Origin of the sequence: Gaoshiqia sediminis (assembly GCF_025907915.1) — a bacterium.
Taxonomy (GTDB): Bacteria; Bacteroidota; Bacteroidia; order Bacteroidales; family Prolixibacteraceae; genus Gaoshiqia; species Gaoshiqia sediminis.
The window spans coordinates 140,525-156,938 of record NZ_JAPAAF010000001.1 but is presented as its reverse complement, the minus strand read 5'-3'; the positions used below and the strand labels follow the sequence as shown (position 1 = coordinate 156,938).

Here is a 16,414-nt window from a genome sequence, read left to right as displayed (position 1 = left end):
TAAATTTCTTTTAATCGGAAGAAATGAGAAAGGCTGCAAAGCCGGTTTTTTGTAAACTTGTTGCTTTTGTTCCCGAAACAACCAAATTGCATTTTTCCGATCAGCTATGACAAAACCTTCCCGTCCGCGCATTCTTTTCATTGTCAACCCTAATGCAGGGAAACGAAATGCCCGTCACCTGCATCACCGGCTAAAACCATACAATGCAGAGATTGACATCCGATTTTCCGAACATCCGGGCCACGCCTCCCGAGTTGTTCGGGAAGAACTGGACAATTACGAAATTTTTGTGGCTGCCGGAGGCGACGGTACTGTAAATGAAGTGGCCTCATCTTTGGCCGGGACGGATAAAAAACTGGCGGTGTATCCTTCCGGCTCAGGAAATGGTTTTGCCCGCGAATTTGGCTTTGAAAAGAACATCAACCAGTTGATGACTTCCATCCGGCGAGACCAGACCATCAAAACGGATGTTATCCGGATCAATGGGCGCACGTGCATGCACATCGCGGGAACCGGGTTCGACAGCGCCGTAACCGCTGAATTTGAAACCCTAAAACGACACGGATTCTTGAATTACGCTCTCAGCATCCTGAAAGTGGTTCTCAATTACCGTCCCATAGAAGCGATTATCCAATTGGAAAATGAAACCATCAGCGGACAATTTTTCATGATAAACATCGCCAATACCGGGCAGTTTGGGTACAATATCCGCATTGCCCCCGCTGCCCATCCTGCTGACGGTCGGTTTGACCTCGTACTGGTTTCTGCTTTTCCGCGCTGGTACTTTCCCATTTTCGCGCTTCAACTTTTAGCGGGAAAGCTGCAAACATCATCCTTCGTCCGTTATATTTCCTGCACCAGCGAAATCACGCTGTCAACACCGTTCACCAGCTTTCAAATTGAAGGCGAACCCATCCAAGTCGAATCGCCTGTAAAAATCAGTATTGAGCCAGGCCGTTTGAATGTGATAGACACCGGGCAAACCCGCTTCTGAGTGGTTTACCCAAACAGGTTTTCAAGAAAACCCAACACCGGTTTGCGGTCTTTAACAATGAGAACCGGAATATCTTTTCCAACACCAACCAGTTTTTCCGATGTTCGGTCCAGGATGATTTCGTTGAGTTCGGACTTGATTTTCGAGCCAATAACAATTAGGTCGGCATCATCTTTTACTGCAAAGTTGAATAACTCCTGGGCTTCATCATTTTCTTTGTCGAAGGTATATTGACAAGGAATATGCTGAGCCTCCAATTTCAGATGCTTAATCAGATGCTGATATTCCTTACTATTGTGCTGCTTCAATTCATGCTCAATTTCGGCAAACTTGCCGGCCGACACAAACTCGGGCTGGGCAAAATATTTGATCGGAAAACGAAAAACATTGTGACAAGCCAATTTGGCACCCGTGTATTCAGCTAGCCTGACAGCGGTCTTCAGGGCAATCTCCGAACTTCGGTTGAAATTCATCCGCACATGGATTTTTTTCAGCTCGGGAACAGTTTTCTCGGTAACCAGCATTACCGACGATGGCGTCAGACTGGCAATCTTTCGCACAATGTTCCCTTCACCCTTAAAGCCGATTTTTTTCCCCATCAGGGTCAGACGTACTTCCTCATCACGGGTAAATTCAAGAATTGTCGGAGTGGTGTACCCTTCCTTTACCAGCACTTCGTATTCAACGCCATCCCGTTGAGTGACCAACTGCTGAAATTTCCGGTCGATTTCTTCTTTTACTAACACGGGCAGGGGCTGATCCAGCTCGGGTAATTTTGCCAAAACTTTACGCGGAATACCATGTTCCTGCATCACATGCAAAAAAGAAACACGTTTAGGCTGTAGGGTTTCGGTGATAAAATTGGAATAACGCATCAGCGCATCATCCATATTTGTAAAATCGAGGCAAACTAATATGTGGTCGAATCGGTACATGATAATCTGGATTAATTGTTTTCGTTTATATGATTATGCGGAGGTTTTTTGCTCACCTTTGGATGAGTTAGTTCCCGGGTTCTGATCAATTCGGAAATCGTTTCCTGGTAAGATTTTTTCTTTTTAGCATCCTTCACGTCCATCATGTTGCTGTATTCTGCTTTTAGTCCTTTCAGCAGGCTGTGCACCATCAATATCAGAATGATGGCAAACGGAAGGCCGGTAATGATAGAAGCCGTTTGCAAAGCGCCAAGTCCACCACCGATGAGAAGCACGGCGGCAACAGCCCCTTCAGTAACGGCCCAGAAAATGCGTTGGGCAACCGGGGCATCCAGTTTCCCGCCAGCAGTCAGGCTGTCAACTACCAGCGAACCGGAGTCGGATGAAGTCACAAAAAAACTGATAACCAGGATGACCCCCACAATACTGCTAACGGATCTCAAAGGGAAATTTGACAAAAACACAAACAACGAAGTTGCCACATTTTCCTTCACAGCGGTAGAAATATCAGCTAAGCCATTTATCTCCAAAAAGATGGCCGAACCACCAAAAGCTGTAAGCCATAAAAAAGTAAGAATGGTAGGAACAATCAACACGCCCAGAATAAATTCCTGCAGGGTTCGTCCCCTTGAGATGCGGGCAATAAACATGCCCACAAAAGGCGACCAGCTGATCCACCATGCCCAGTAGAATACAGTCCAACCGTTTTGCCAACTACTTTGTTGGTACGATTCGGTCCAAAAGCTTTGCGAGAAGAAGTGCTGAACGTAGCTGCCTATATTTTGGGTAAAGGAATCGAAGATAAACATCGTTGGCCCAATCAAAATCATAAACAGCAGAAACAGGGCGCCAATAATAATATTTATCTCGCTTAAGCGCCGAACACCGGCATCCAGCCCGGCAACCACCGAGGCTGTGGCCGCCAGCGTAATTCCGGCAATCAACAACACCTGAGTAGTTACCGTATCGGCCAAACCAAAGAGGTGATTTAGCCCGGCGCTGACCTGCTGTACACCCAGCCCCAGCGAAGTAGCCAGCCCGAAAAGCGTGGCCACCACAGCCAATACATTGATGACTTTACCGATAGGCCCGTGAATTTTTTTCCCTAAAACAGGATAAAAAACCGAGCTGATGGTCAGGGGCAATTTTTTATTGAACGCAAAAAAGGCCAGAGACATGCCCACCAAAGCATAAATGCCCCAGGCATGGAGGCCCCAGTGCAAGAAAGTAAGATCCATCGCCAGCTTGGCCGACTCCAACGTTTTCCCTTCACCTATCGGAGGCGAAACAAAGTGACTGATTGGCTCACCCACACTCCAGAACAAAATTCCGATACCCATCCCGGCGCTGAACAGCATGGCAAACCAGGATCCCCGCGAAAATTCAGGGCGTGCCCCTTCGCCACCAATTCTTATTTTGCCGTATTTGGTAAAAGCCATGGCAAAACAAAAGAAAAGAAAAAAGTTGACTGCCAAAATGAAAAACCAACCGGCATTGTCGGAAATAGCGCTCTGAATGGTAGAAAATATCTGATCCATCGGTTTTCCAACAATCAGCGTAATGGCAATAAAGAATACAATAAGAATGGCCGAGGGCCAAAACACAGGACCGTCAACATCAAAATACTTTTTTGTACTAACATGATGGTCAACGATCTCCAGGTCTTCCTTTTCGTCTTTCATACGTATATGCGTTTGTTTGAAATCATTACTACAGAACCAAATCGAAAGTTGCCTTTTGTTCGCTATTTTGCTTTATTTCTGGCTACTTTTTTTCTTGATTTGCAAAATACCGGTGATCCAAAGTTAAAAATCTTTGCGGGCATCACCGCCCATTTACGGCTCCAATTTCAGACAAAAAAACCACCCTCTCATCAAACAGAGCATACATCTATTTGATAACATGAACAATAACCCGACTTAACTAAACAACACAAAGAATTGTTCACTAAAAACAAACCTTTTATTTTTGCGACAGTAAAATCCATCAACAAAAACCAAACAATCCGATATGAAAGCAATATTTCGATTCACTCATTTCTTCCTGTTCATCTTCATGCTTTTGCCAGATATAAGTGTGTATGGACAAGGCACCGATGATGACTACCTGAAAATTGGCGGAGCCGTACGCTTCAATATCATTCAAACCTGGTACGAAAGTGAGCCATCCCAGCTGAATACGGCCATGACCTGGGACACCTGGCGTTTAAACATTGACGCCCGGAAGTCGGGTATCGACCTTAGCTTTGAGTATCGCTTCTACCCCACTTTCGGCACACATTTTATTCATCACGGGTATATGGGCTATGGTTTTTCCGATAAGCTGTACATGTCGCTGGGCGTTTCGCAAGTCCCTTTTGGCATTCAGCCTTTTGCGTCACACTCCTGGTGGTTTCAAGGACCGTATTACGTAGGGCTGGAAGATGACTACGACATGGGCATAAAATTTGACTATCAGGCTACTGACAAGCTCAAACTATCCTTTGCCTACTTCCGGCAGGCCGAACCCGAAGGCCCCTTTGCCGGTGGTAATGTCACCTTCGGAAATTCCGGGCCCGGCCGTTATTCGTATGACATTATTCCCGGAAGCGGCGGACACTACCTGCCTTCAACAGGAACCATCGAAACGGTTGATGCCGACATTCGCGAACTGGATCATTTCAATTTCCGCGCAGCCTATCAACTGAAACCCGGCATTGAAGTGGGCGCTTCGGCGCAACTGGGAAGCATATATAACAGCTCACTCAACAAATCGAAAGCAGCTACCGCATTTGCTGCTCATATTGATGCCACCGAAGGACGCTGGAACTTTAAAGGTGAATTTGTAAGCTACAATTACCAGGCATTGGACAATTCGGGCCTCAAGCTCGACCTGGTGCAAATGGGCGCGTACGGATCGGCTTACGATGTGGCAGCAAAAGCCAACATGTATGTGGCCGGTCTGGCGTATTCCATTCCTGTTGATTTTGGGCCGGTGACCAGCCTGCAAGCCTATCTGGATTACACGCTGATTGATAAGTTGCAGGATGCTTTTGCCGACACGCACCACCTCATCCCGGGTTGTATGATCGCCGCCGGAAACATTTATATGTACGTGGATTACGCCATGGGCAAAAACCAACCCTGGCTGACCGATACCTTCGGGAAAGGATTGGGCATGGGAGACCCGAAGGCCGACTGGAACAAACGACTGAACATTAATATCGGTTATTATTTTTAATGCAAATCACATTCGTTTTGAATGAATTTATTACGGGGAGAATCACCAAAATCATCCTGAACTTTGAAGCAGGAGCCATCTTCTCCTGAAATTCAGCAAGAACATGTTTGCAAAAAAATATCTCTCAGCAAAAAGCTCTTCCAAAACAGCTTGTTAAGTTACTGTCAATAAATCAGCACAACAGGCACGGGCGTAAGAAATAAAACTATCTTTGCGCCTCAATTTTGGAGAATATATGCAGAAGATTAGGAACATCGCGATTATCGCGCACGTTGACCACGGCAAAACGACCCTGGTTGATAAAATGATTTATTATTGCAACATCCTGAAAGACCACGAAAAAAAGCAAGAACTTATTCTCGATAGCAACGACCTGGAGCGTGAACGCGGGATTACCATTCTGGCCAAAAACGTTTCGGTAACTTACAACGACGTTAAGATAAACATCATCGACACCCCGGGTCACGCCGACTTTGGCGGCGAAGTGGAGCGTGTACTGAACATGGCCGACGGCGTATTGCTGCTGGCCGATGCTTTTGAAGGCACCATGCCGCAAACCCGTTTTGTGTTGTCGAAAGCCCTGGCACTCGGACTGAAACCGATTGTGGTAGTCAATAAAGTGGACAAGCCAAACTGTCGCCCGGAAGAAGTGCATGAGCAAGTGTTCGACCTGATGTTCAGCCTGGATGCGACTGAAGAACAACTCGATTTCCCGACCATTTACGGATCGGCCAAAGAAGGCTGGATGACCAAAGACCTGGCCGTGAAAACCGACAACATCAGCCCACTGCTGGATGCCATTTTGGAACACATTCCGGCCCCGAAAGAAAACCCGGGAACGCCACAAATGCTGATCACCTCGCTCGACTACTCATCGTATGTTGGCCGAATCGCTATTGGCCGCATTCACCGTGGCGACCTGAAAGAAGGCATGCAAATTGCCCTGGCAAAGCGCGATGGCTCCATCAAACGAAGCAAAATAAAAGAAATACACACCTTTACCGGACTGGGCCGCCAAAAAGTTGACATGATGCACAACGGCGACATTTGTGCGCTGGTGGGAATCGAAGGCTTCGATATCGGCGACTCTGTTTGCGATATTGAAAACCCGGAACCGCTCGACCCGATTGCCGTGGACGAACCGACCATGAGTATGGTGTTTACCATCAACGATTCGCCTTTCTTCGGAAAAGAAGGAAAATTTGTGACTTCGCGCCACCTGAAAGACCGTTTGGAAAAAGAATTGGAAAAAAACCTGGCGCTGCGTGTGGAACAGGCAGAAACGGCCGACTCGTTCACCGTTTACGGTCGCGGCGTGCTGCACTTGTCGGTCCTGATTGAGACCATGCGTCGCGAAGGTTATGAAATACAAGTTGGCCAGCCAAAGGTGCTTTTCAAGGAAATTGGTGGCATCAAATGTGAGCCGATTGAAGAAATGCATGTGGACGTGCCGGATGAATTCTCCGGGAAAGTGGTTGAAATGGTTACTATCCGGAAAGGTGAGATGCAAAATATGGAACGCAAAGGCGACCGCATCCACCTGGAATTCCTGATCCCCTCGCGCGGCATTATCGGCCTGCGGACCAACATGCTGACAGCCACTGCCGGCGAAGCCGTTATGACCCACCGCTTTATTGAATATCAACCCATGAAAGGCGCGATTGACGGGCGCAGCAACGGATCGTTGATTGCCAAAGAGCCGGGAACTGCCTTTGCCTACGCGCTGAATAAATTGCAGGATCGCGGTCGTTTTTTCATCGAACCGGGACAAGAAGTTTACGAAGGCATGGTGATCGGTGAAAACAGCCGCGCCGACGATTTGGTGGTGAATATCACTCAATCCAAAAAACTGACCAACATGCGTGCTTCCGGCTCCGATGACAAGGTACGGCTTGCCCCGCCCATTGTTTTCAGTTTAGAAGAAGCACTTGAATACATCGGTAATGACGAATACCTGGAGGTAACGCCCAAATCGCTGCGTATGCGTAAAATCTTCCTGAAAGAAATGGAACGCAAACGCGGGGGAAAAATCCCTTATTAATTCTCACTGTTAATCAATGGATTAATCAACTCAACCCGTTGAGTAACCAATAAGATAAAAGGCAATGAACGACAGTTGACCACTGTTTTTCATTGCCTTTCTTTTTTCTTGAAGCAGCTCTCTTCAATCTTCCAATACTCAACTGGGGAAAATCCCCCAAACACAATGTATTTTACAACACAATTCCGGGTTATAGGCTATTCAACATTTTTAATGATACTGATTTATTGTAACTTCCTTTGCAAGAATAAACAGTTTCTAACCACAAAAACAGCCGAATATGGAAACCAAAAGAACATGCTCAACAGCGGACACAACATTAATGGCTTGCCAAAGGATTGCCCAGTCATTCAACGAAAACATTTTTGAGTTGGCACACATCCGGACCGATTGGACCCAAGAATATGCACAACAACTCAAATCCAGAATAAAAGAACTACGAGCCAGTTATATCCCTGCCGAATCAACCAAGGAAACACTGAAACACAAGCACGCCCACACCCTCCTGATTACCTCACTGAAAGACATCAGCCTACTGCGTGCACTAATCCGGGTTGAATTTAAGGACGACCCGAAATTTGTAAAAAAAGCTTTTGAGGAATTGGGATACAACGACCTGTTCAGCGAAGCCAAAAACGGCGATTACAACAGCCTGTACCGGTTGATGGAGCGTTTCAGCACCAACCTGACGCCCGACATCCGCGAAAAGCTGATCAGCAAAACCATCCCGATTGCTATGATTGACCGGATTGTAACCTATTACCAGGAAATGAAGGCCAATGAAGGGTGCTTTGAACTGATTCACGACAACAAACAGCTGGATCAGGAGGCGAAGAAAAAAATCAGCGAAATATATACCGAAATAAAAGACATCTGCCGGATAGCGACGGCCTATTACATGTTGGATGCGGTGAAGCGTGACCAGTTCTGCTTTTTCCGCGTGTTGCACGGATTGAACCTGGAGCTCCCGGAAACCGTTTACAATAAGTAAACGTGCTGATTGAGCCGGAATTTCACTTCTGGCATTGGATGCTGTGGTTTCTCTTAAAATGATGCAGCCCTGCATGGTCTTTTTCAACCGTGCAGGGCTTTCATATTTCTGACAAACAAATGTTCCGGCTTATTGCATTTTATAATTTCTATTGCCAGCCATTGACCATTTCTCTTTTTGCCGAACCGAAACTAAACTTCCGGTTCTGAGGAAGCGCCCTCATCGTCACCAAAATCTTCATCCGTGGTTTCACCATAAGCTTCTTCTGCCGCATCTTCCTCTTCCTCCTGGCTTTCTTCGTCAAAAGCAGAAACCGGCATGGGTTCCGGCTGTGGCTCAATACGCTTCAGGTGCGGAGGTAGTTGTTCGGGCGTTTCTTCCTGAAAATATGGAAACACATCCACGATATTGCTCAGGCTCATGGCCGTAGTGTGGTAAGGTACCAAAATGTACGATAGGCCATCTTCCAAACGCTGGAAAGCCTCTTTGAAATCATCGGCAGCAACCAAAAAATAATTGTTCACTTTTTTTTCCTTGCCGGCCTTTTCGTCAATGGTAACAATGGCAATGCGGGCTTTGTACCAAAACTCGCCGCTTTCGGCAGGAAATATTTCGATGATGTTCGATTTTTTGATGTTGTCGATATGAAACTCACCGCGTATCATCTGCTGCATTTGCTGAATGATCCGGGCTTCGGCATCGGTAAACGAAACCGCGTCAACCAGGTATGATTCGCCCACTTTTCGCTCGCGGCCGTCCTGATCGACTTTCACATATTTCACTTTGACTTCAAACCAAGTCTGCATAATTCGTTTTTTTAAGTTGACCTGCAAAGATATTTGCTTCTTTGAGCCATCTTCATTTTTTCGAAAATAGTTTTCCACATTTTTACAATACCAGAAAGATAACCAACTCCCTTCAGTATTCTCAGGCACATTTTTCAGAAAGCAAACATTCAGTAATGCCTGTCTGTTTGGCTATTGCACTTATATTTTTCTGATACTGGTTCTACTAACACACCACGTCAATAAAAACCAATCGGACTTAATGTGCGTACATGCAACAAACCAAATTCGTACACCTATGATTATTGGACTTCTGAAAGATACGTTGCCTGAGCGCCGGGTGGCACTATTGCCAACCAACGTGAAACACCTGGTAGATCGTAAAACAACCATTCTGGTTGAAACCGGGGCAGGCGCCGAAGCCTTTGCCGACGATAGTGCGTACTCCGAGGCGGGCGCCAGGGTCGTTCAGCGAAACGAGGTTTTGGAACAGGCAAATCTGTTGGTGCAGGTTGCCGAACCCGACGTCAGCCTTCTCGACCAGTTGCAACCTGAACAAATCTGGCTAAGTGAATACAAACCACTCTGGCATATATCGCTGGTAAAAAAATTTGCAGACCTCAAGCTTACCAGCTTCAGCATGGATACCATTCCGCGCACCACCCGTGCACAGGCAATGGATGTGCTATCATCGCAGGCTACGGTGGCCGGCTACAAGGCAGTGCTTGACGCGGCCATCCATTTACCAAGTTTCTTCCCCATGTTCATGTCGGCCGCCGGGACCATTCGCCCGGCCAATGTGCTGGTATTGGGCGCGGGCGTTGCCGGATTGCAGGCCATTGCTGTTGCCCGCCGCATGGGCGCGCAGGTAGCAGCTTTTGATGTTCGTTCGGCCGTGAAAGAAGAAGTGATGAGCCTCGGGGCCCGGTTTGTGGAAGTGGAAGGCGCCAAAGAAGATGATGCTGCCGGTGGCTATGCCGTAGAACAAACCGAGGAATACAAGAAACGCCAGCAAGAAGCTATCAACCAACATGCCGCAAAAGCAAACGTAGTAATATGCACCGCCCAAATCCCGGGACGAAAAGCACCGCTTTTGATATCGAAAGAAGTTGTGGCCGACATGCAACCAGGATCAGTTATTATCGATCTGGCCTCGTCAACCGGCGGAAACTGCGAGCTGTCGGAAGACAACAAAACCGTGGTCAAACATGGGGTCACCATCATTGGGCAGTCAAACTACCCGACGCAAATGCCCAAGGACGCCAGCAAAATGTTTGGCACCAACGTCAGCAACTTTCTCGAACTGCTCATTGACGATGAAGGCAACCTGCACCTCGATTTCAACAACGAGATCGTGCGGGGCACCTGCATCACCCATCAAGGCGAAATTTATAACGAACGTGTTAAATCCGTAACAGCATAATCATGGAACCAATACTTCAGTTTTTCTTTACATACAAAGAAGCAATTTTCATCATTGCCCTCTCAGTTTTCCTGGGCATCGAAGTGATCTCGAATGTCCCCTCGGTACTGCACACGCCCCTCATGTCGGGCGCCAACGCCATCAGTGGTGTCATCATTATTGGCGGCATCATCCTGGTTGGCCATGCCGATGCATCACAACTTTCTGCTGAATTAATCCTTGGAATACTGGCCATCATTTTTGCTTCCCTCAACGTCGTAGGCGGTTTTGTAGTGACCGACCGGATGTTGGAAATGTTTAAAAAGAAGAAAAAATAGGAGGGCACAATGGATCAAGTAATCGGAACATTAAATGGCGCGCCCTTCACCCTGGGTGAAACCCTGCTGGAATTAAGCTACCTGCTGGCCGCCCTGCTTTTTGTGTTTGGTTTGAAGTTACTGAGCCACCCCGAATCAGCGCGACGCGGCAATCTATGGGCTGCCGCAGGTATGTTTTTGGGAATGCTCACCACCCTGTTGTTGCACAAAAACGAAGAAGGTTCAGGCATTGCACTGGCCAACGTGTGGATTATCCTGGCAGCAATCGGAGTTGGTTCCGCAATTGGATGGATCGTGGCACGCAAAATAAAAATGACGGCCATGCCGCAGCTGGTTTCCCTCTACAATGCCACAGGCGGGGCAGCATCCATGCTGGTGGCACTGCTCGAGTTTCCCAATGCCGATATGAATAACCGGGGCTCAGTGTTGGTAACCTTGCTGGGACTGATTATAGGAGCGGTGGCCTTCAGCGGGAGCATGATTGCCTACGGTAAGCTGGATGGAAAGGTAGGCGACATCCGCTCTGGCCTGGTGAAATACGTCAACATCCTGCTCATGATCATCACGTTCGGCCTGGCCGCCTTTATGATGTTCCCGGGGCAAATACCCGTTCAGCTAAACTGGGCCATCTACCTGCTAATGGTGCTTTCTCTTGTTTACGGGGTCATGTTTGTAATGCCAATTGGCGGGGCCGACATGCCTGTAGTTATTTCATTGCTCAACAGTTTCACAGGGATTGCAGCCGCCATGGCCGGGTTCATTTATCACAACCAAGCCATGATCCTGGGCGGCATCCTGGTTGGCGCTGCCGGTACCATTCTCACCGTTTTGATGTGCAGAGCCATGAACCGTTCGTTGCTGAACGTGATTGTCGGCGCTTTTGGTGGTGGAACAGCTTCAGAAGGTAAAGAACAGGGAGAGATGAAAGAAATCACCATGAGCGATGCCGCCATCCTGATGAGCTATTCCCGCAATGTGGTGATCGTACCCGGTTACGGACTGGCAGTGGCACAGGCGCAACACGTGTGCCACGAACTGGATGAACTACTGGCCACCAAAGGTGTAAACGTACGCTATGCCATTCACCCGGTAGCCGGACGGATGCCTGGACACATGAACGTGTTGCTGGCCGAAGCCGATGTTCCGTACGAGCAACTGGTGGAGATGGAATCTATCAACCCCGACATGCCCAACACCGATGTGGTGGTGGTGATTGGCGCCAATGATGTGGTTAACCCGGCAGCCATTACCGACCCGGGAAGCCCCATTGCCGGAATGCCGATCATCCAGGCACACGAAGCCAAGCATGTGATTGTGATGAAACGCGGCCGTGGCAAAGGTTACGCCGGCATCGAAAACGAGCTATTTTTTAATGAAAAGACCCGGCTGCTCTTTGGCAATGCGAAAGACACCCTCCAAAAACTGGTTACCGAAATCAAAAGTTTGTAATAAATCCAATATCTGATTATCTCAGCGCAGGCACAAAAGCATCCGTTCGGGTGCTTTTTGTAATTATCCTGATCGCGGGAAATATCGGTTTTAAACCATTTCATAATCAGTGGCCACCGATTGAAACATGAACGATCAGGAAACCGTATTCAAACATTAAATAAAAGACCAATTAGTATTTTATTTTCAGCCTACCTTTTTTCAGCCTGCTGCATCAATTTTACTCATTAAAATAATCAGCTATGAAAAAGAAATTTGGAAAAATCCTGTCCGGCCTCATTGGTCTTGTGATCCTTATGCTTATCGCACTTATCATTTACCTGACCGCAATTTTGCCCAATGTTGGCAACCCTCCCGATCTGAAAGTTGAACTGACCCCGGAACGGATTGAACGGGGCCATTATCTTGCCCAACACGTAATGCTGTGCATGGACTGCCACTCGGAACGTGATTATTCGCGCCTGACGGCACCGCTGATACCGAATACATTGGGCAAAGGTGGCGAAGTATTCGACCAGAACATGGGCCTTCCCGGACGATTTGTTGCCCCAAACATTACTCCGGCAGAACTATCGGATTGGACCGATGGCGAAATTTTCCGGGCCATCACCACCGGGGTATCCAAAGATGGCCACGCCTTGTTTCCGATTATGCCTTACCCGAATTACAGCCAGTTGGATGAAGAAGATATAAAATCGGTTATCGCTTATATTAGGACCTTAAAACCCATTGAGCACGAGGTCGAAAAATCGCGCCCCGATTTTCCGGTTAACTTGCTCATTAATACTATGCCCAAGCCAGCTAACCTAAAGGCCAAACCTCCCAAGTCGGACCGGATAAATTACGGAAGATACATGGCCACTGCTGCCTCGTGTACCGACTGCCACACCATAATGGGAAGCAACGGACCTGTGGCCGAACCCTTTTCCGGTGGCGCTGAGTTTCGCTTTCCGGATGGGTCGGTCGTTCGGTCGGCAAACATTACCCCTTGCGAAAAAACAGGTATCGGAAATTGGACCGAAGATCAATTTATTGCCCGGTTTAAGGCTTACGCCGATTCGGCTTTCGTGGCCCCTAAAATTGGCCCCGACGACTTCAAAACAGTCATGCCGTGGACTTTCTACGGGAAAATGGAAACCGAAGACCTGAAAGCCATATTTGCCTATTTGAAGTCCTTGTCACCCGTTGAGAAGCAAGTTGCCCTATTTACGGTTTCTGAATGATAAATAACCCGGCATTTTTGTTTAACTTGTGGAAAAAATTAACTACATGTCGCAAGTAAATAAAGATGAATTAGTGCTTATTTATGCGGGAAACCCGGTAAATGCAGTCATGGTTAACCAATTACTGAACGAGAACGGAATATTGACGCACATCAAAAATGAACTGATGGGAACCTTAGCGCCGTGGCAAGTTGCGAGCGGAGGTTACGAACCCGTCGAAATCTTCGTTTTAAGTAAAGACGAAGAACATGCCCAATCAGTTATTTCGGCTTTTAATTCGTCTAGATAAAAAAAAGATTCCAACTGACTGGCCAGTTGGAATCTTTCATCTATGCGAAATTATTCTCTCCGTAACTAATCAGCAAACGACCGTGCTTTGTCTATAGCAGCCTGAATACCGTTTAGATCCTTGCCGCCTGCTGTAGCATAAAATGGCTGGCCACCGCCGCCACCCTTCATCTCCTTGGCCGCTTCGCGTATTATTTGTCCGGCATTCAACCCTTTTTCTTTTACCAGGCTGTCCGAAATCATGATACTCAAACTTGGTTTGCCATCAATTTCGGCGCCCAGCACCAGGAAGAGATTTTCAATCTCCCCTTTCAGCTGAAACGCTAAATCTTTCACCGACTGGGCCGAGTCCAATGCTACTTTTTCTGCAATAACATTAATGCCGTTTACTGTCTGCACTTTCTTTTTCAATTCATCTTTCACCCCGGCGGCAGCTTGTTTTTCGTACGCTTCCAGCTGTTTTTGCAAACGTGCGTTTTCAGCCATCAGGTCTTCTACCGACTTTTTCAGATCTTTGGTATTATTGAATAAGACTCGTGCTTCGTATAGCTCTTCCAAATTTTTGCTGATGAACTCTTCGGCCCTATCAGCCGTAATGGCTTCGATACGTCGAATACCGGCGGAAATAGCGCTCTCTGACGTAATGATAAACTGTCCGATTTGTCCGGTGGCCGGCACGTGAGTTCCGCCGCAAAGCTCAATCGAATCGCCAAATTTGATGACACGGACCGTATCATCATATTTTTCACCAAACAGAGCAATGGCTCCCATCGCTTGTGCTTCAGCAAAAGGAATATGATTCTTTTCCTCCTGTGCGTAATTCTGACGGATAAGCTCATTCACCCGGTTCTGAATTTTTTCAAGCTCTTCTTTGCTCACCTTCTGAAAATGAGAAAAGTCGAAACGCAGGTGGTTGGCATTTACCAACGAACCTTTCTGTTCGACATGGGTTCCCAGGATCTCGCGCAATGCCTGATCAAGCAAGTGGGTAGCCGTATGATTATTGGCCGTAAGTGTACGTTTATGATGGTTGACCACTGCGCGGAAAGTGGCCGACGGATCGGCAGGCAAATCCTTGGCAATATGTACTGTCAGGTTATTCTCCTTCAGCGTATCCAGAATGCTTGTTTTCACCCCATGGGCCTCAATAAACCCCGTATCACCGACCTGCCCGCCCGACTCTCCGTAAAATGGAGTCCGGTCAAACACCAGTTGATAAAACTCTTTGTCTTTTTGTTTCACCTTCCGGTAGCGGGTAATGTGAACATTCGCTTCCAAGGTGGCATATCCCAGGAATTCCACCTCATCAATCTTTTTCAGTTCAACCCAATCGCCGGTTTCCTGGGCTGCAGCATTGCGCGAGCGGTTTTTTTGCTTTTCCATCTCCGCGTCAAACTCAGCACGGTTTACCGTCAGGCCGTTTTCACGCAAGATCAATTCAGTGAGATCAAGCGGGAAGCCAAAAGTATCGTACAGTTCAAATGCATTTTTACCCGAAACCTCCGTTTCTCCAGCACTTTTCGCCTGAGTCATTTCGTCTTCCAACAATCGGATACCGGTTTCGAGGGTGCGTAAAAAGCTTTCCTCTTCTTCATGGATGACCTTTTCAATCAGCACCTGCTGTGCTTTTAGCTCGGGGAAAGCGTCGCCCATATTATTTTTCAGTTCATCAACCAAATTGCACATAAAAGGCTCGCGGAACCCCAGGAAGGTGTAACCGTAACGCACTGCCCGACGCAAAATACGACGGATAACGTAGCCTGCCTTATTATTAGAAGGTAATTGCCCGTCAGCGATGGCAAACGAAATGGCACGAAGGTGGTCGGCAATAACCCGCATGGCAATGCTTTCTTTTTCGTTTTCGCCGTATTTTTTACCGCTCAACCGGGCGATTTCTGCAATTATCGTTTGAAAAACGTCCGTATCATAATTTGATTTCTTCCCTTGCAACACCATGCAAAGGCGCTCGAAGCCCATGCCGGTATCCACATGTTTGGCCGGAAGTTCTTCCAAACTTCCATCAGCTTTTCGGTTAAACTGAATGAAAACAAGGTTCCAGATTTCAATAACCAGTGGATTGTCCTTATTTACAAGCTGGCTACCGGGTATTTTTGCCCGGTCGGCATCATCACGCAGGTCCACATGAATTTCGGAGCAAGGGCCACAGGGACCGGTATCTCCCATTTCCCAGAAATTATCTTTTTTATTCCCGTGCAAAACGCGTTCGGCAGGAAGATGTTTCAACCATAGCGATTTGGCTTCTTCATCCAAGGCCAGGTTATCATCTTTACTTCCTTCAAAAACCGTGGCATACATGCGTTCTGCCGGAATCCCCATCTGGTCGTGCAGGAATTCCCAGGCCCAATCAATAGCCTCCTGTTTGAAATAGTCGCCAAACGACCAATTGCCCAGCATTTCGAACATGGTGTGGTGATAGGTATCATGTCCCACTTCTTCCAAATCGTTGTGTTTACCCGACACACGCAGACATTTTTGCGTATCGGCAATCCGAACTGACTTAGCTGGCTGGTTTCCCAGAAAGATATCTTTAAACTGGTTCATTCCCGCGTTGGTAAACATCAGTGTCGGGTCGTTTTTCACCACCATCGGGGCAGAATCTACAATTGTATGTTGCTTAGAAATAAAAAAATCCAGAAAGGCTTTCCGAATCGCTTTGGAATTCATCTCCATCGTTCCTGATAAGTTTTAAAATTTGTTAAAAAGCGTTTACATGCTGTTGATGCAGACT

At 47.3% G+C, this 16,414-nt stretch carries 13 protein-coding genes; 9 read left to right on the top strand and 4 right to left on the bottom strand.

What is annotated here, in order from left to right:
- Positions 1–106 precede the first annotated feature (106 nt).
- Positions 107–994, top strand: coding sequence for a diacylglycerol/lipid kinase family protein (locus N2K84_RS00645; protein WP_282589822.1), 888 nt, complete (start codon positions 107–109; stop codon positions 992–994).
- A gap of 5 nt (positions 995–999) precedes the next feature.
- On the opposite strand, the gene N2K84_RS00640 is transcribed toward N2K84_RS00645, so the two are convergent.
- The gene (locus tag N2K84_RS00640; protein WP_282589821.1) at positions 1,000–1,929 is read right to left on the bottom strand and encodes a universal stress protein; all 930 of its coding nucleotides are present in this window, start codon (positions 1,927–1,929) and stop codon (positions 1,000–1,002) included.
- An 11-nt stretch (positions 1,930–1,940) separates the two neighbouring features.
- Positions 1,941–3,611 carry a BCCT family transporter gene (locus N2K84_RS00635; protein WP_282589820.1) on the bottom strand — a complete coding sequence of 557 codons (1,671 nt, stop codon included), beginning with the start codon at positions 3,609–3,611 and terminating at the stop codon, positions 1,941–1,943.
- Positions 3,612–3,939: 328 nt separating this feature from the next.
- Between N2K84_RS00635 and N2K84_RS00630 the strand changes: the two genes are divergently transcribed.
- From N2K84_RS00630 to N2K84_RS00620, 3 genes are all read left to right on the top strand, one after another.
- Complete coding sequence (locus N2K84_RS00630) at positions 3,940–5,148, top strand: hypothetical protein (RefSeq protein ID WP_282589819.1); 1,209 nt, start codon at positions 3,940–3,942, stop codon at positions 5,146–5,148.
- A 235-nt stretch (positions 5,149–5,383) separates the two neighbouring features.
- Positions 5,384–7,189 carry a translational GTPase TypA gene (gene typA, locus N2K84_RS00625; RefSeq protein ID WP_282589818.1) on the top strand — a complete coding sequence of 602 codons (1,806 nt, stop codon included), beginning with the start codon at positions 5,384–5,386 and terminating at the stop codon, positions 7,187–7,189.
- 280 nt (positions 7,190–7,469) lie between these two features.
- Positions 7,470–8,180: a hypothetical protein gene (locus tag N2K84_RS00620; RefSeq protein ID WP_282589817.1), complete on the top strand. Its 711-nt coding sequence runs from the start codon at positions 7,470–7,472 to the stop codon at positions 8,178–8,180.
- A gap of 191 nt (positions 8,181–8,371) precedes the next feature.
- Here the strand turns inward: N2K84_RS00620 and N2K84_RS00615 are convergent, their stop codons facing one another.
- On the bottom strand, positions 8,372–8,986 hold the full coding sequence (locus N2K84_RS00615; protein ID WP_282589816.1) for a DUF4494 domain-containing protein: 615 nt from the start codon (positions 8,984–8,986) through the stop codon (positions 8,372–8,374).
- A 277-nt stretch (positions 8,987–9,263) separates the two neighbouring features.
- On the opposite strand from N2K84_RS00615, the gene N2K84_RS00610 reads away from it, so the two are divergent.
- The 5 genes from N2K84_RS00610 (at position 9,264) to N2K84_RS00590 (ending at position 13,666) form a co-directional block, all read left to right on the top strand.
- On the top strand, positions 9,264–10,388 hold the full coding sequence (locus N2K84_RS00610; RefSeq protein WP_282589815.1) for an NAD(P) transhydrogenase subunit alpha: 1,125 nt from the start codon (positions 9,264–9,266) through the stop codon (positions 10,386–10,388).
- Positions 10,389–10,390: 2 nt separating this feature from the next.
- Entirely contained in the window at positions 10,391–10,705 is a 315-nt protein-coding gene (locus N2K84_RS00605) for an NAD(P) transhydrogenase subunit alpha part 2 (protein WP_282589814.1), read from the top strand.
- Between the two features lie 9 nt (positions 10,706–10,714).
- A complete protein-coding gene (locus N2K84_RS00600) occupies positions 10,715–12,154 on the top strand; it encodes an NAD(P)(+) transhydrogenase (Re/Si-specific) subunit beta (RefSeq protein ID WP_282589813.1) in 1,440 nt (479 codons plus the stop codon).
- Positions 12,155–12,396: 242 nt separating this feature from the next.
- On the top strand, positions 12,397–13,377 hold the full coding sequence (locus tag N2K84_RS00595; RefSeq protein ID WP_282589812.1) for a c-type cytochrome: 981 nt from the start codon (positions 12,397–12,399) through the stop codon (positions 13,375–13,377).
- Positions 13,378–13,423: 46 nt separating this feature from the next.
- On the top strand, positions 13,424–13,666 hold the full coding sequence (locus N2K84_RS00590; protein WP_282589811.1) for a putative signal transducing protein: 243 nt from the start codon (positions 13,424–13,426) through the stop codon (positions 13,664–13,666).
- Between the two features lie 65 nt (positions 13,667–13,731).
- Here N2K84_RS00590 and alaS read toward each other — a convergent pair whose 3' ends face one another.
- Positions 13,732–16,356, bottom strand: a complete 2,625-nt coding sequence (alaS, locus tag N2K84_RS00585; protein ID WP_282589810.1) for an alanine--tRNA ligase — start codon at positions 16,354–16,356, stop codon at positions 13,732–13,734.
- Positions 16,357–16,414 lie beyond the last annotated feature (58 nt).

Bases quoted from the DNA above. Each gene is read 5' to 3' on its own strand.
- N2K84_RS00645 (WP_282589822.1), top strand. From the start codon at position 107: ATGACAAAACCTTCCCGTCCGCGCATTCTTTTCATTGTCAACCCTAAT.
- N2K84_RS00640 (WP_282589821.1), bottom strand. From the start codon at position 1,929: ATGTACCGATTCGACCACATATTAGTTTGCCTCGATTTTACAAATATG.
- N2K84_RS00635 (WP_282589820.1), bottom strand. From the start codon at position 3,611: ATGAAAGACGAAAAGGAAGACCTGGAGATCGTTGACCATCATGTTAGT.
- N2K84_RS00630 (WP_282589819.1), top strand. From the start codon at position 3,940: ATGAAAGCAATATTTCGATTCACTCATTTCTTCCTGTTCATCTTCATG.
- typA (WP_282589818.1), top strand. From the start codon at position 5,384: ATGCAGAAGATTAGGAACATCGCGATTATCGCGCACGTTGACCACGGC.
- N2K84_RS00620 (WP_282589817.1), top strand. From the start codon at position 7,470: ATGGAAACCAAAAGAACATGCTCAACAGCGGACACAACATTAATGGCT.
- N2K84_RS00615 (WP_282589816.1), bottom strand. From the start codon at position 8,986: ATGCAGACTTGGTTTGAAGTCAAAGTGAAATATGTGAAAGTCGATCAG.
- N2K84_RS00610 (WP_282589815.1), top strand. From the start codon at position 9,264: ATGATTATTGGACTTCTGAAAGATACGTTGCCTGAGCGCCGGGTGGCA.
- N2K84_RS00605 (WP_282589814.1), top strand. From the start codon at position 10,391: ATGGAACCAATACTTCAGTTTTTCTTTACATACAAAGAAGCAATTTTC.
- N2K84_RS00600 (WP_282589813.1), top strand. From the start codon at position 10,715: ATGGATCAAGTAATCGGAACATTAAATGGCGCGCCCTTCACCCTGGGT.
- N2K84_RS00595 (WP_282589812.1), top strand. From the start codon at position 12,397: ATGAAAAAGAAATTTGGAAAAATCCTGTCCGGCCTCATTGGTCTTGTG.
- N2K84_RS00590 (WP_282589811.1), top strand. From the start codon at position 13,424: ATGTCGCAAGTAAATAAAGATGAATTAGTGCTTATTTATGCGGGAAAC.
- alaS (WP_282589810.1), bottom strand. From the start codon at position 16,356: ATGGAGATGAATTCCAAAGCGATTCGGAAAGCCTTTCTGGATTTTTTT.